General features: G+C 69.3%; 11 protein-coding genes. 6 read left to right on the forward strand and 5 right to left on the reverse strand.

The window, feature by feature from the left end; all coding sequences use genetic code 11:
• Position 1 precedes the first annotated feature (1 nt).
• Positions 2-1,972 (forward strand): alpha-glucuronidase, encoded by a 1,971-nt coding sequence (locus OHA73_RS34895; RefSeq protein WP_327658586.1) that lies wholly within the window; start codon positions 2-4, stop codon positions 1,970-1,972.
• Between the two features lie 20 nt (positions 1,973-1,992).
• Here the strand turns inward: OHA73_RS34895 and OHA73_RS34900 are convergent, their stop codons facing one another.
• Genes OHA73_RS34900 through OHA73_RS34920 form a run of 5 tightly spaced genes read right to left on the reverse strand, consistent with a single transcriptional unit; the run spans position 1,993 to position 8,309 of the window.
• The gene (locus OHA73_RS34900) at positions 1,993-4,011 is read right to left on the reverse strand and encodes a beta-galactosidase (protein WP_327657069.1); all 2,019 of its coding nucleotides are present in this window, start codon (positions 4,009-4,011) and stop codon (positions 1,993-1,995) included.
• Positions 4,008-4,715, reverse strand: a complete 708-nt coding sequence (locus OHA73_RS34905) for a hypothetical protein (protein WP_266715592.1) — start codon at positions 4,713-4,715, stop codon at positions 4,008-4,010. Before OHA73_RS34905 ends, OHA73_RS34900 begins: the two co-directional genes overlap by 4 nt.
• A complete protein-coding gene (locus tag OHA73_RS34910) occupies positions 4,712-6,367 on the reverse strand; it encodes an ABC transporter substrate-binding protein (protein ID WP_266715594.1) in 1,656 nt (551 codons plus the stop codon). The genes OHA73_RS34905 and OHA73_RS34910 overlap by 4 nt, the downstream gene beginning before the upstream one ends.
• Before the next feature lie 35 nt (positions 6,368-6,402).
• Entirely contained in the window at positions 6,403-7,317 is a 915-nt protein-coding gene (locus tag OHA73_RS34915; RefSeq protein ID WP_266715596.1) for a carbohydrate ABC transporter permease, read from the reverse strand.
• The gene (locus OHA73_RS34920) at positions 7,314-8,309 is read right to left on the reverse strand and encodes an ABC transporter permease (protein ID WP_266715598.1); all 996 of its coding nucleotides are present in this window, start codon (positions 8,307-8,309) and stop codon (positions 7,314-7,316) included. Before OHA73_RS34920 ends, OHA73_RS34915 begins: the two co-directional genes overlap by 4 nt.
• A gap of 218 nt (positions 8,310-8,527) precedes the next feature.
• On the opposite strand from OHA73_RS34920, the gene OHA73_RS34925 reads away from it, so the two are divergent.
• The 5 genes from OHA73_RS34925 to OHA73_RS34945 all read left to right on the forward strand — a co-directional run bounded on the left by OHA73_RS34925 (position 8,528) and on the right by OHA73_RS34945 (position 13,981).
• Entirely contained in the window at positions 8,528-9,526 is a 999-nt protein-coding gene (locus OHA73_RS34925) for an acetylxylan esterase (protein ID WP_327658587.1), read from the forward strand.
• 191 nt (positions 9,527-9,717) lie between these two features.
• The gene (locus OHA73_RS34930; RefSeq protein WP_327657070.1) at positions 9,718-10,716 is read left to right on the forward strand and encodes a LacI family DNA-binding transcriptional regulator; all 999 of its coding nucleotides are present in this window, start codon (positions 9,718-9,720) and stop codon (positions 10,714-10,716) included.
• A 128-nt stretch (positions 10,717-10,844) separates the two neighbouring features.
• On the forward strand, positions 10,845-12,143 hold the full coding sequence (locus OHA73_RS34935; protein ID WP_327657071.1) for an extracellular solute-binding protein: 1,299 nt from the start codon (positions 10,845-10,847) through the stop codon (positions 12,141-12,143).
• 6 nt (positions 12,144-12,149) lie between these two features.
• Positions 12,150-13,139: a carbohydrate ABC transporter permease gene (locus OHA73_RS34940; RefSeq protein WP_266715604.1), complete on the forward strand. Its 990-nt coding sequence runs from the start codon at positions 12,150-12,152 to the stop codon at positions 13,137-13,139.
• On the forward strand, positions 13,136-13,981 hold the full coding sequence (locus tag OHA73_RS34945; RefSeq protein WP_327657072.1) for a carbohydrate ABC transporter permease: 846 nt from the start codon (positions 13,136-13,138) through the stop codon (positions 13,979-13,981). The genes OHA73_RS34940 and OHA73_RS34945 overlap by 4 nt, the downstream gene beginning before the upstream one ends.
• Positions 13,982-13,992 lie beyond the last annotated feature (11 nt).

Consider the following 13,992-nt stretch of genomic DNA (forward strand, 5'->3'; position numbering starts at 1 on the left):
CCTGCACGGCGTCGATCCCGCGTGGCTGCCCGACGGGGCGCTGCGCGGGGTCGGCGCGCGGCGCGTCCTCGTGCGGGGCGAGGGCGTACTGGTGGACACCGTCCGGACCGAAGTGACCGACGCCTGCGCGAAGTTCGGCGGAAAGGTGGTCGGAGAGGGCGAGGCGTACGAGCTGCTGCTCCAGGTCACTGGTGCCGGCGACCAAGGGGCCGAAGGGTTCCTCCTGGAGCGGGGCGCCGGCCGCGCCACCGTCACCGCCGCCACCCCGGCCGGCCTGCTCCACGGCTACTTCCACGTCGTCCGCCTAGGCGGGGCCGCCTTCGCCGACGCGCCGCCCGAAACGCACCGGCCCGCCCTCGACCTGCGCATGCTCGACCACTGGGACAACGTCGACGTGCACCCCGTGATGGGGCAGGTGGAGCGCGGGTACGCGGGCGGATCGCTGTTCTGGCGGGACGGGAAGGCCCGCGCGGAGCCGGAACGGGTGCGGGCGTATGCGCGGCTGCTCGCGGCCAGTGGCGTCAACGCGCTCGGCGTCAACAACGTCAACGTGCACGCGACGGAAGCCCGGCTGCTCACCGACCGGATCGGTGAAGTCGCCGCCATCGCCGCCGAGTTGCGCCACTACGGCATCCGTACCCACCTCTCCGTCAGCTTCGCCGCGCCCCTGCTCCTCGGCGGCCTCGACACCGCCGATCCGCTCGACGAAGGCGTACGGGCGTGGTGGCGGGCGGCCGTGGACCGGGTGTACGACGTCATCCCCGACTTCGGCGGCTTCATCGTCAAGGCCGACTCCGAGGGGCAGCCGGGGCCTTTCGCCTACGGCCGCTCGCACGCCGACGGGGCGAACCTGCTCGCCGACGCGCTCGCCCCGCACGGCGGCACGGTCCACTGGCGGGCGTTCGTGTACGACCACCGCCAGGACTGGCGCGACCGGAGCACGGACCGGGCGCGCGCCGCGTACGACCATTTCGCCCCGCTGGACGGGCAGTTCAGGGACAACGCCGTCCTCCAGGTGAAGCACGGGCCGATGGACTTCCAGGTCCGTGAACCCGTGTCGCCGGTCATCGGTGCGCTGCCCGCCACGCGCGTCGCCGTCGAGCTCCAGGTCACCCAGGAGTACACCGGGCAGCAGTGGCACGTGTGCGCGCTCGCACCGATGTGGAGCGAGGTGCTGCGGTTCCGAACCCATGGCGGCGACGGTCCCACGGTTGGGCAACTAGCCGCGGGCGGCGGTCTGGTGGCCGTCTCCAATGCGGGCGACGACCCGTTCTGGACCGGCCACCCACTCGCCCAGTTCAACCTGTACGCCTTCGGCCGGCTGGCCTGGAACCCGGATGCCGAACCCGGACAACTCCTGGACGAGTGGATCGAGTTGACGTTCACGCCGGAGTCGACCGGTGATCCCGCCCTGCTGCGGTCCGGGCTGCACGACGTGCTCGCCGGGTCCTGGGTGACGTACGAGAAGTACACCGCGCCCCTCGGCGTCGGCTTCATGGTGCAGCCCGGTCACCACTACGGGCCGAGTGTCGACGGATACGAGTACAGCCCCTGGGGCACCTACCACTTCGCCGATCGCGACGGCGTCGGCGTGGACCGCAGCCGCGCCACCGGCACCGGATACGCGGGCCAGTACGCGCCGCCCTGGTCGGACACGTACGAGACCCCGGACACCTGCCCCGACGAACTGCTCCTGTTCTTCCACCACGTGCCCTACGAGCACGTGCTGCACAGCGGCAGGACCGTCATCCAGCACATCTACGACACCCACTTCGAGGGCGTCGAGGAAGTGGTGGCCGCGCAGGAGGTGTGGGCGTCGCTCGCCGGGCTGATGACACCCGCACGGCACGCCCGCGTGAGCGAGCTGTACGAGGAGCAGTTGCGCTGCGCCCGCGAGTGGCGGGACCAGGTCAACAGCTACTTCCTGCGCAAGTCGGGGGTGCCGGACGGGGCGGGGCGGCTCATCCACTGAGCCGCCCCGCCCCGGCGGCGTCACTCGACGCGGAGCACCGCCACGCCCAGCGGGCCGAGCGTGAGCGGCCCACCCTTCTCGTGGCGTTCGCCGGTGAGGAGATCGGTCGCAGTGGTGTGAGCCGTCAACTCGACTGCCACAGCACCATGGTTGAGCAGGAACAGCACCCGCGTGCCGTCCGGCGCGACGCGGGTCGCCGACTCGACATCGCGGTGGTCCGCGTACGGGCCGATCAGATCGTGGCGGGCGAGCACGGCACGCACCACCCGGTCCGTGCCCGCCTCGTCCAGGTGTGTCGCCACGTACCAGCCCTCACCGCCGCTCTCGCCGAAGCGGTTGCGGGTCACGGCCGGGGTGCCCGCGTAGAAGTCGGACGTGTAGCGGGCCACCGGCTCGGCGCCCTGCGGGATCACGATCTCGAAGACCAGGCTCCCCTCGCCGCCGCCCCCGTCCAGCGGGTTCGTGACCCCGGCCGGGCGCGCGTCCCACTCGTCGACGCGCACCCCCATCAGCGGCGCCAACGGGCCCGGCACATCGGCGAGGAACGCGCGGTCGTGCTCGTCGCAGCGCCCCGAGAGGAACGTCGTCAGCACCGTCCCGCCGCGCTCCGCCACGGCCTCCAGGCGCCCGGCCAGATCCCCCTTCACCAGGTGCAGCGCGGGCGCGAGCACCACGTCGTAGCCCGACAGGTCCGCCGTCACCGGGACGACGTCCACGTCCGCGCCCGCCGCCCGCGCCGCGCCGTAGTAGGCGTGCACGACGTCGAGGTACTTCACGAGCCGAGACGGGCCGTCCGAGATCTCCAGCGCCCACCAGCTGTCCCAGTCGAAGAGCAGCGCGGTGCGGGCCGGGGTGCGCGCGCCGACGGTGCTCGACCCCAGTGATGCCAACTCGCCGCCCAATGCGGCAACTTCACCGAAGACGCGAGTGTCCTCCCGGCCCGCATGTCCGATCACCGCGCCGAAGAACTTCTCGCTCGCCCCGCGCGAGGCCCGCATCTGGAAGTACAGGGCCGCGTCCGCGCCGTGCGCCACCGCCTGCCATGTCGCCAGTCGCAACTCGCCCGGTCTGCGCAGTGGATTGACGTCGCGGCACGCCGTCGTCGACGGGGCCTGCTCCATCAGCCAGAACGGGGCGCCGTCCTTCAGGCCGCGCATCAGGTCGTGGGCGAGCGCCGGCCACGACGGCGGCTTGTCGAGCGGCGGATAGCTGTCCCACGACGCGAAGTCGAGGTGCGGCGCCCACCGGTGGTAGTCCAACGGGCGGTACATGCCCATGAAGTTGGTCGTCACCGGGGTGGCCGGGTCGTGCGCGCGGATCGCCTCCTTCTCCGCCACGAAGCAGCCGAGCAGCGCGTCCGTCGTGAAGCGCAGGTAGTCGAGCGTGATGCCCTGGAAGGCGGTGTGGTCCGGGCCGCGCCAGTGCTCGGTGAGCGCGTTCGGCGGCTCGATCTGCGACCAGTCCGTGAAGCGGTGCGACCAGAACGTCGTGCACCAGGCGTCGTTGAGGGCGTCGAGACTGCCGTGCCGCTCGCGCAGCCAGTCGCGGAACGCCTCCGCGCACCGTTCGCAGTAACAGGCCCCGCCGTACTCGTTGTTGACGTGCCAGGCCAGCAGCGCCGGGTGGTGCGCGTACCGCTCGGCCAGGCGGGAGGCGAGCGCGGTCGACAGACGCCGGTACGTCCGTGAGCTCGGGCAGAAGTTGTGGCGCTGGCCGTACGCGTGCCGGCGGCCCTCGAAGTCGGTGCGGTTGACCTCCGGGTGCGCCTTCGCCAGCCAGGGCGGGAGTGCGGCCGTACCGGTGGCGAGGACGACGCGACGGCCCTCGGCGGACGCGCGGTCCAGGATGTCGTCGACCACCGTGAAGTCGTAGCTGTCCGGGGCGGGTTGGGTCAGCGACCAGATGAAGACGCCGACGGTCAGGGTGTCGATCCCGGCCTTCGTGAAGAGCCGGTGGTCGGCGTCCCACACCTCCTTCGGCCACTGCTCGGGGTTGTAGTCACCGCCGTAGAGGATCTTGTCGATGTGCGGGCGACTCATGCCGTGAAGTCCTCCTGGGCCTCGGTGATCTCCGAGCGGAAGGCGTGCAGCAGGGAAAGGAGCAGGGGTGCGGCGAGCAGGACCGGCAGGGCCTCGGTGCCGAGCGCCGTCAGGCCCCCGGCGAGGACGAGCAGCGAGGCGGTGGCGAGCGACGCCGTCGGCCTGTGCAGCAGGAAGTACGCGGCGAGCCGGGCGGTGTCGCCGGAGCGGAACGCGAACAGCGAGCCGAGCACGAGGGCATGCCCGCCCCACAGCAGCGACACCACGCCGACCACCACGAGCAGCCCCGCCCACCAGCCGGGCACCCCGGCGTCCGGGAAGTGCGTCAGCGAGAAGCCGATCACCGTCAGCCAGGCGAGCAGCGGCACCCAAAGGCGCAGCACCGGAACCGCGTTCAGCCGCCAGCCGTACCAGAACGTCCGCGCGGGCCGCAGCTCCGTGAGCTCCCGCCCGCGCCGGTGCAGCGCGTACAGGGCGGCGGACAGCGCGGGTCCGAGCGGCACCAGGCACAGGGCGATCAGCGGCAGGTTCGACGGATCGGTGCCGAGCAGGAACACGCCGGCCAGGCCGGGCGATGCCGCCGCGAGGAGCATCGCCTCCACGGTGAGCAGGGTGTGGACGAGCGCCGCGGCGCGGGACAGCGGCCCGGTGCCGAAGCCACCGCGCGCCACGGCGGTTGGAGCCCGTCCGGTCACCGCCGTCACCCGTTCTCCTTCGCGAAGCGGTCGGCCGCCTTGTTGTGCAGGTCGACCAGCTGCTGCGAGTTCTTCGCCTTCAACTCCGTGAGGAAGTCGCCCCATTGGGACATCGGCCGCTTGCCCAGCACGAACTTCAGCGTGTTCTGGATCGTGTAGTCCTTCAGCGGGGTGTCCCAGAGCGTGGCCTGCTCCTGTTCGGCGGACTGCAGTGGGTGCGCGGGGCCGATCGGCAGCTCCTTGCGCTTCGACATCCCGTCCTGGAACTTCTGCTCGTCGGCGCTGAAGTTGGAGGAGACGAGTTCCCAGCTGCCGCCGTAGGTGAAGACGCCGTTGAAGAAGCCGAAGTCCTTCTGGAGGTCCTTCGGGGCGTCCGGGTCGGAGCCCATGAGTGTGATGCCGTCCTTGAGCTTGTACGTGCCTCCGGACTTCGTGTACGTGACGCCCTCGACGCCCCACTTGCAGAACTCCTGGCCTTCGTCCGAGTAGAAGAGCCAGTCGACGAACTGCATCATCGCGACGAACGTGTCCTCCTTGAGTGCCTTGCTGGAGATCATCACGCCGTTCTCCAGGCGGGAGCCGCCGTTCACCACCGCACCCGCCGGGCCGAGCGGCACCGGGATCATCTCGATCTTCGCGCCCTTGACCTGCTTCTTCAGGTTGTAGCGGTAGTTCTGCACCAGCTCCTGCGGGTTGGCGCTGATGACGTACGACTTCTCGGCGAGCAGCTTCTGCACGGCCTGGTCGTCCTGCTGGGTGAAGGACTCGGGGTCGAGCAGCTTCTCCGCGACCAGCTTGCGCAGGTACTCGACCATCGACCGGTAGCCGTCCTGCGTCGGCGTGAAGACGAACTTCTTCGCCTTGCCGTCGTAGCTGATGTTGTCGTACGACCAGCCGGCCCGCACCCCGTGCGCCTGGCCGAGGTACTGGAACAACGCGCCGCAGGGGAACGGGGTGTTGGTGCTCCAGCGGTCGGTCATCGGGTACTTGCCGGGGTACTCCTCCTTGAGCGCCTTCAGGACGTCGTACACCTCGTCCCAGGTGGTCGGCAGGGCGAGTCCGTGCTTGTCGAGGATGTCCGTGCGCAGCGACATCGAGTAACCGGACTTCACCTTCTCGTGCAGGCCGGGCAGCAGGTAGTACTTGCCGTCGGACTGCCGGATGGAGTCGATCTCCGGCTCGAGCTTCCACTGCTTCACCTTGGCGCGGAAGTTGGGCATCAGCTGGACGTAGTCGCTGACCGGGAGGATCGCGCCGGACGAGACGAACGCGACCTCGGAGGGGTGGTACGTCTTCGGGATCAGGAACGGCGCGTCGCCCGAGCCGATCAGCACGCCGCGCTTCTTCTCGTAGTCCGCGAGCGGTACGTCGACGGGCTTGAGGGTGACTCTCGTGCGCTTGGCGAGCTCCTTCCAGAACAACCAGCCGTCCTTGGTCGGATAGACCGGGTTGTTGTTGTGCAGCGTGGAGAAGGACAGCGCCTTGGTGGCCTTGAACTGTTGGCCCGCCTTGAACTCCTTCATGGCGCCGTCCTGCTTCTTCGCCAGATCCTTGCCGTCGGCGTCGTCGTCACCGCTGCCGCAGGACGTGAGCGTCGCGAGGCCGATGAAGCCTGCGGCGGCGAGTATCTGGCGCCGTGAGAGCTGACCGCTGTTCTTCACTAGAACTCCCGTGAGAGAAGGGTGAGTTGCTGCCGTCAGCCCTTGACCGCGCCGAGCATGACGCCCTTGACGAAGTAGCGCTGGACGAACGGGTACACGCAGAGGATCGGCAGCGCCGTGAGCACGATGGTCACCGACTGGATGTTGGCGCCGACCTGGCTGAGCTGGTCGGTGGCGGCGCCGGCGTTGGCGCCTCCGGTCGCACCCATGATCATGTTGCGCAGATACACGGTGACCGGCATCAGGTCCGCCCGGTCGAGGTACAGGAACGCGCTGAACCAGGAATTCCAGAACGACACGGAGTAGAAGAGCGCCATCGTCGCCACCACCGCCTTCGACAGCGGCAGCACGATGCGCAGCAGAATGCCGTACGTGCTCAGTCCGTCGATCTGCGCGGCCTCTTCCAGGTCCGTCGGCAGACTCTCGAAGAAGGCCTTCATCACGAGCAGGTTGAAGACACTGATCGCGTTGGGCAGGGCGATCGCCCAGATGCTGTTCTTCAGGCCGAGACTGGTGACCAGGACGTAGTTCGGGATCAGGCCGCCGGTGAAGAACATGGTGAACACGGCGATGCCGATGAGCGCGGTGCGGCCGCGCAGCTGCCTCTTGGAGAGGACATAGGCGTAACAGGTCGTGAGCACCATCGCGACGACCGTCGACACCACCGTGTACAGAACGGTGTTGCCGTAGTTGCGCCAGAACATCGAGTCCTGGAAGACCAGTCGGTACGTCGTGAGGTTGAACCCCTTGGGCCACAAGGTCACTTCGCCCGCGCGGATCTGCCGCTCGCCGCTGAAGGAGCGGGCGATGATGTTGACGAAGGGGTACAGGGTCACGGCCACGACGAGCGAGAGGATCACGGCGTTGGCGCCCCGGAAAGCGCGGTAGCCCTTCGTGGGCCGGTAGGTCTTCGCGGGGCGGTGGCCCGTCGCGGGGTGGTCGACACTCACCACAGGCTGGTCCCCACTGTGCGGCGCGAGAGCTGGTTCGATGTGGTGATCAGGACGAGCCCGATGACCGCCTCGAACAGGCCGATCGCGGCGGCGTAGCTGAAGCTGCTGGACTCGACACCGGTCCGGTAGACATAGGTGGAGATGACGTCGGAGGTCTGGTACGTCAGCGGGTTGTACAGGAGCAGCACCTTCTCGAAGCCGACCGCGAGGAACGTGCCGACGTTGAGAATGAGCAGCGTGATCATGGTGGGGCGGATGCCGGGCAGGGTGACGTGCCAGGTCTGCCGCCAGCGGCCCGCGCCGTCGATCCGGGCCGCCTCGTACAGGTCCTCGTCGATCGTGGTGAGCGCGGCGAGATAGAGGATCGTGCCCCAGCCGGCCGTCTGCCAGATCTCCGAGCCGACATAGACCGTGCGGAACCACTCGGGCTCCTGGATGAAGCGGATCGGGTCGTGGCCCAGCAGGCCGAGCACATGGTTGATCGGGCCGTCGGTCGCGAGCATCTGCACGGTGATGCCGGCGACGATCACGATCGACAGGAAGTGCGGCAGATACGACACCGACTGCACGAACCGCTTCAGCGAGCTGCGCCGCACCTCGTTGAGGAGCAGCGCGAGCACGATCGGGATCGGAAAGCAGAAGACGAGCGTCAGACCGCCCAGCCACAGCGTGTTCCGGAAGACCTGCCAGAACGTCGGATCGCTGAGGAACATCTCGACGTAGCGAAGCCCCACCCACTCCTCGCCGAGGATCGACCCGCCCGGCTCGAACCGGCGGAACGCGATCACGTTGCCGATCATCGGGAGATAGCGGAACACCAGGAAGAACGCGATCGGCAGCACGGCCAGTGAGTACAACTGCCAGTCACGGCGCAGCGATTGGCGCCACGTGCGGCGGCCCGACGGGGGTTTTCCGCTGGGGGCCCGACCGGGCGGATCGGAGGCGGCTCCGGTGTCGGGCGGGTCGCCCGTGATGGTGGAGGAACTCATACGGGGCCTTTCGGCGCGCGGCGCAACGAGGACAGAGGGCAACGAGGGCGGAGGGCAACGAGGGCAGGGGCAGGGGGCGGCTAGGGCAAGGGAGAGGCGTAACCGAGAACTTCCGAGAATCTTCCGGTAACGTCGCCGCAACCTAAAGCCGCTCCCCACCCCTGTCAATGGGTGCCGCTGCCACGGGAGTTGGCCCCACCACACCCTGTGAGGTGCCTGTGCCCGCCTTCGACCTGCCTCTCGACACATTGCGGAGACACCGCCCCGCGCTCGACGAACCCGCCGACTTCGACGCCTTCTGGCAGGCGACCCTCACGTCCGCCCGGCACGCCCGGCCGTTGCTCGACTCCCGGCCCGTCGACAACGGCCTGAAGCTCGTCGAGACCTGGGACGTCGCCTTCCGCGGCTTCGCCGGCGACCCGGTGCGCGCCTGGTACACGCGGCCCGCCGGCGCGTCCGAACTCCTGCCGGGCATCGTGGAGTTCGCCGGATACGGCCGTGGCCGCGGCCTCCCGCACGAGCGCCTCACCTGGGCGAACGCCGGGTACGCGCACCTGCTCATGGACAACCGCGGCCAGGGCGACCAGTACGGCAGCGGCGGCGCGACCCCCGACCCGCACGCGAGCGCGCCGGGCGGTCCAGGACCCGCCGTGCGCGGCCTGCTCGACCCGCACGAGTACCACTACCGGCGGCTGATCACCGACGCCGTCTGCGCGGTCGACGCGCTGCGCGCACTGCCCGGCGTCGACCCCGGGCGGATCGCCGCCGTCGGGAACAGTCAGGGCGGGGGAGTGGCCCTCGCGGTCGCCGGACTCGTCCCGGATCTCGCGGCGGCCGTGGTCACGGCGCCGCTGCTGTGCGGCATCCGGCGCGCCCTCGACCTCAGCGACGCCGGACCGTACGGCGAGATCGCCGCCTACCTCTCCGTGCACCGGGGCGCGGAAGAGGCCGCGTACCGCACCTTGTCGTACGTCGAGGGGATCTCGTTCGCCCGCCGCGCCCACGCCCCGGCCCACTTCGGTGTGGGGCTTCGCGACACCGTCTGCCCGCCGAGCGGCGCCCACGCGGCCTGCAACCGCTACGGCGAACTGGCCCCGCACGACCCCGTCCGCGAGATCCACTCCTACCCGTACAACGGCCACGAGGGCGGCGACGCCACCCACGTACGGCGCCAACTCGCCTGGCTGGGCGCGGTGCTGGATGCCCCGAAGACGTAGATTCAATACCGGGTGTTCGGCGGGCCGCACGGAAAGACGACTTGACCGACACCGGGTCGACGGCGTGTCCTACGGTTTCCGGAAGGCATCCGGAGATCTCTCGGAAGCGTGTGTCGACGGAGGTGGGGAACGTGGCCGGGGAAGGCGCCCAGCGCAAGGCAGCCACGCGGAGTCCTGAGGGGCCGGCCAAGGTGACGATCACCGAGATCGCGCGGGAGGCAGGAGTGTCCGTGCCGACCGTCTCGCGGGTCGTCAACGGTCGCTCCGACGTCTCGCCCGGCACCCGGGCCCGCGTCGAGGACCTGCTGCACCGCCACGGGTACCGGCGGCGGACGCCCGCGTCCGGAGACCGGGCGGCCCTGCTCGACCTGGTCTTCAACGACCTGGACAGCCCGTGGGCCGTGGAGATCATCCGGGGGGTCGAGGAGGCCGCCCACGAGGCCGGGGTGGGCACGGTCGTCTCCGCCATCCACGACCGGGCGGGCGACGCGAGGAAGTGGATGACCAACCTGCGGGCCCGTGCATCGGACGGCGTGATCCTCGTGACCTCGGTGCTCGAACCGGGGCTTCGGGACGAACTTCGGCGGCTGCGCGTGCCGTTGGTGGTGATCGACCCGGCGGGCGCCCCCGTGACGGACGCGCCGACCATCGGCGCCACCAACTGGGCGGGCGGGATGGCCGCCACCGAGCATCTGCTGGAACTCGGGCACCGGCGCATCGGGTTCATCCAGGGGCCGCCGCGACTGCTGTGTTCCCGGGCCCGGCTCGACGGCTACCGCGCCGCGCTCGACGTCGCGGGCGTGCCGGTCGAGGACGAGCTGATCGTGGCCGGCGACTTCTACCACGCGTCCGGGTTCGACGGCTGCCATCGGCTGCTCGACCTCGACGAGCCACCCACGGCGATCTTCGCGTCCAGCGATCAGATGGCGCTCGGCGCGATCGAGGCGCTGCGGCGGCGCGGGCTGCGCGTGCCCGAGGACCTGAGCGTGGTCGGTTTCGACGACCTTCCGGAAGTCCGCTGGTCGGCGCCGCCGCTCACCACGGTGCGCCAACCGCTGTCCGATATGGGCAAGTTGGCCGCCCGGACCGCGCTCGACCTGGCCCGTTCCGTGGAGCCCGCGGCTCCGCGCGTCGACCTCGCCACGGAGCTCGTGGTGCGGGCCAGCACGGCCGCGCCACGGACCGCGTAACTCCGCTACAGCACCTCTGAGGGGTGTCAACGGCCTTTTCTGTCAAGGGCGTTGACACCCCTCCGTTGTGTCCGTAACTTCCGAGGCCATCCACCGATAGTTTTCGGGTCTCTTCCGGAAGGTGCGCCATGTCAGCCTCCGATTTCTCCCGCCGTCGATTCATGGGCGCCGCAACGGCGGCCGGTCTCGGCGCCGCCGCGCTCACTGCCTGCGGCGGCTCCGACACCGGAGGCGGACAGGACAGTTCGGGCCGGACCGTCATCGAATGGTGGAACATCCAGACCACCGAGCCGTCGAAGACCATCTGGCCCCAGCGGGCGAAGGCGTTCGAGGCCGAGCACCCGAAGGTGCGCATCAAGCTCGTCACGCTGGAGAACGACGCCTACAAGTCGAAGATGACCGCGCTGACCAGCTCCGGAAAACTTCCGGACATCTACCACACCTGGGGCGGCGGCGTTCTGCAGCAGCAGATCGACGCGGGGATGGTCGAGGACCTGACCGAGCCCATGAAGCCCTGGGCCGACACCCTGGTGCCCGCCTCCGTCAAGCCCTACCGGTTCGACGGCAAGACCTACGCGGTGCCCTTCGACATCGGCGCCGTCGGCTTCTGGTACAACAAGGCGCTCTTCAAGAAGGCCGGCATCAGCGAACCGCCCACCACCTGGGACGACTACCTCGACACGATCAAGAAGCTGAAGTCCGCGGGCATCACCCCGATCGCCCTCGCGGGCAAGGAGAAGTGGCCCGGCATGTACTTCTGGTCGTACCTGTCGATGCGGATCGCCGGGGTCGACGGCATGCAGAAGGCCGCCGACGCCAAGGACTTCACCGGCGACGACTTCGTCAAGGCGGGCGAACACCTCAAGGAACTCGTCGCCCTCAAACCGTTCCAGAAGGGCTTCCTCGGCGCCGCGTACTCCACGCCGAACGGCGAGGCCGCGACCATGGGCAACGGCAAGGCGGCCATGGAACTCATGGGCCAGTGGGCACCCGTCGTGCAGGCCGACGCCGGCAAGGGCATCGGCAAGGACCTCGGCTTCTTCCCGTTCCCCTCGGTCGCGGGCGGCAAGGGCGCGGGCACCGACGTGTTCGGCGGAGGCGGTGGCTACGCGCTCCGCAAGGGCGCGCCGAAGGAGGCCATGGACTTCATGAAGTTCTTCATGACCGCCGAGTCCGACCGCATCCTCGTCTCCAAGGCCAACCTGATCCCGGTCGTCAAGGACGCGGAGAGCGCGCTCAAGGACCCCAACCTGACCGCCGTCTCCGACATGCTCCGCAAGTCGACCGGCTTCCAGCTCTACCTCGACCAGGCCTACCCGCCGGCCGTCGGCCAGGAGATCAACGACTCCGTCGCCGCGCTCATCGCGGGCTCCAAGTCCCCCGACCAGGTGGCCCGTTCGGTGACCCAGGTCGCCAAGAGTCAGTAAGAGAACATGACTTCGACCTACGTCAAGGACGCCGCCGAGCCCGTCGCCAAGGAGCCGGAGCCCGGCCCCGGCAACCGGCGTCCGCTCGCCCGGCGCGTCAAGGACTGGCTGACCGCTTTCGCCTTCACCCTGCCCGCGCTGATCCTCTTCGGCGCGCTCGTCCTCGCGCCGATCCTGTACGCGCTGTACGTCAGCCTCTTCGACTGGGGCGGATTCGGATCGCCTTCGGACTACACGGGACTGTCCAACTACAGCCGCCTCATCAAGGACCCGGTGTTCCTCGGCGACCTGTGGCGCGGACTGCTCCTGGTCGGCTTCTCCGTCCTCGTCCAACTGCCGTTCGCGCTCGCCATGGCCGTGCTGCTCAACCAGAAGCTGCGCGGCCGGGCGATCTACCGGATGCTGTTCTTCGCCCCGTACGTGCTGTCCGAGGTGATCACCGGTGTCCTGTTCTCCATGATCTTCGCGCCGGACGACGGGCTCGCCGACGGCGTGCTCGGCGCCGTCGGTCTCGACGGGCTCGGCGGCCTGTGGTTCGCCGACCAGTCGACCGTCATGCCGACCCTGTTCCTCGTGATGACCTGGAAGTTCTTCGGCTTCCACATGATGCTGTACCTGGCGGGCCTCCAAGGCATCCCGGCCGAACTGCACGAGGCTGCCCGGATCGACGGGGCCGGCGCCTGGCAGCGCTTCCGGCACGTCACCCTGCCTCTGCTCGGACCCACCATCCGGATCAGCGTGTTCCTGTCGATCATCGGCGCCATCCAGCTGTTCGACCTGGTGTGGGTGACCTCCCAGGGCGGCCCGGACCACGCCTCCGAGACGATGGCCATCACCCTGTTCCAGTTCGGGTTCAAGCGCTACCAGATCGGCTACGCCAGCGCGATCAGCATCGCCCTCTTCCTCATCAGCCTCGTCTTCGCCCTCGCCTACCAGCGCCTCGTGCTGCGCCGCGACACCGAAGGAGCCCTCACCAACATGCGAGCCACCCGATGACCGCCCCCGACACGGTGGGCCGCCGCCGCTTCGGCAAGGTGCCCCTGTACGTGATCGTCTGGCTGGTCGGCATCGTCATGGTGACACCGCTGCTGTACGCGCTCGTGTCCGGGTTCAAGTCCACCGACCAGCTCTCCAGCAACCCCTTCGGCCTGCCCTCGCCCTGGGTGACGTCCAACTACACCGACATCCTCGCCTCCGGATCGTTCTGGCGGATGCTCGGCTCGTCCACCTTCGTCGCCGTCGGGACGACCGTCCTGACCGTGGGGACGGCCGCCCTCGCCGCGTTCTCCCTCGCCCGATTCGCCTACCGGGGAAGGGAGTTGATGTTCACGCTCTTCACCATCGGGCTGATGTTCCCGTTCGCCGTGGCGATCCTGCCGCTGTTCGTCCTGCTGCGCACCTTCGGTCTTCTCGACAACCCGTGGGGCGTGATCCTGCCGCAGGCCGCGTTCGGGCTCCCCATCACCATCGTCATCCTGCGCGGCTTCTTCCGGCAGATCCCCGGCGAACTGGAGGAGGCGGCCACCCTCGACGGCTGCTCGCCCTTCGGCTTCTTCTGGCGCATTCTGCTGCCGATGGCGCGGCCCGCGCTCGGCACCGTCTCCGTCCTCGCCATCGTCAGCAGCTGGAACAACTTCCTGCTGCCCCTGCTGGTGTTCAGCAACGAGACCTGGTGGACGATCCCCGTCGGCGTCCAGCAGTTCCAGGGGCAGTACGCCGCCGACATCGCCCGCGTCTTCGCCTACCTGGTCCTCGCCATGGTGCCGGCGCTCGCCTTCTACGCGGTCGCCGAACGGCAGCTGATCGGCGGCATCACCATGGGCGCGACCAAGGGCTGACGTCCCGAACC

The organism is Streptomyces sp. NBC_00483, from assembly GCF_036013745.1.
GTDB lineage: Bacteria > Actinomycetota > Actinomycetes > Streptomycetales > Streptomycetaceae > Streptomyces.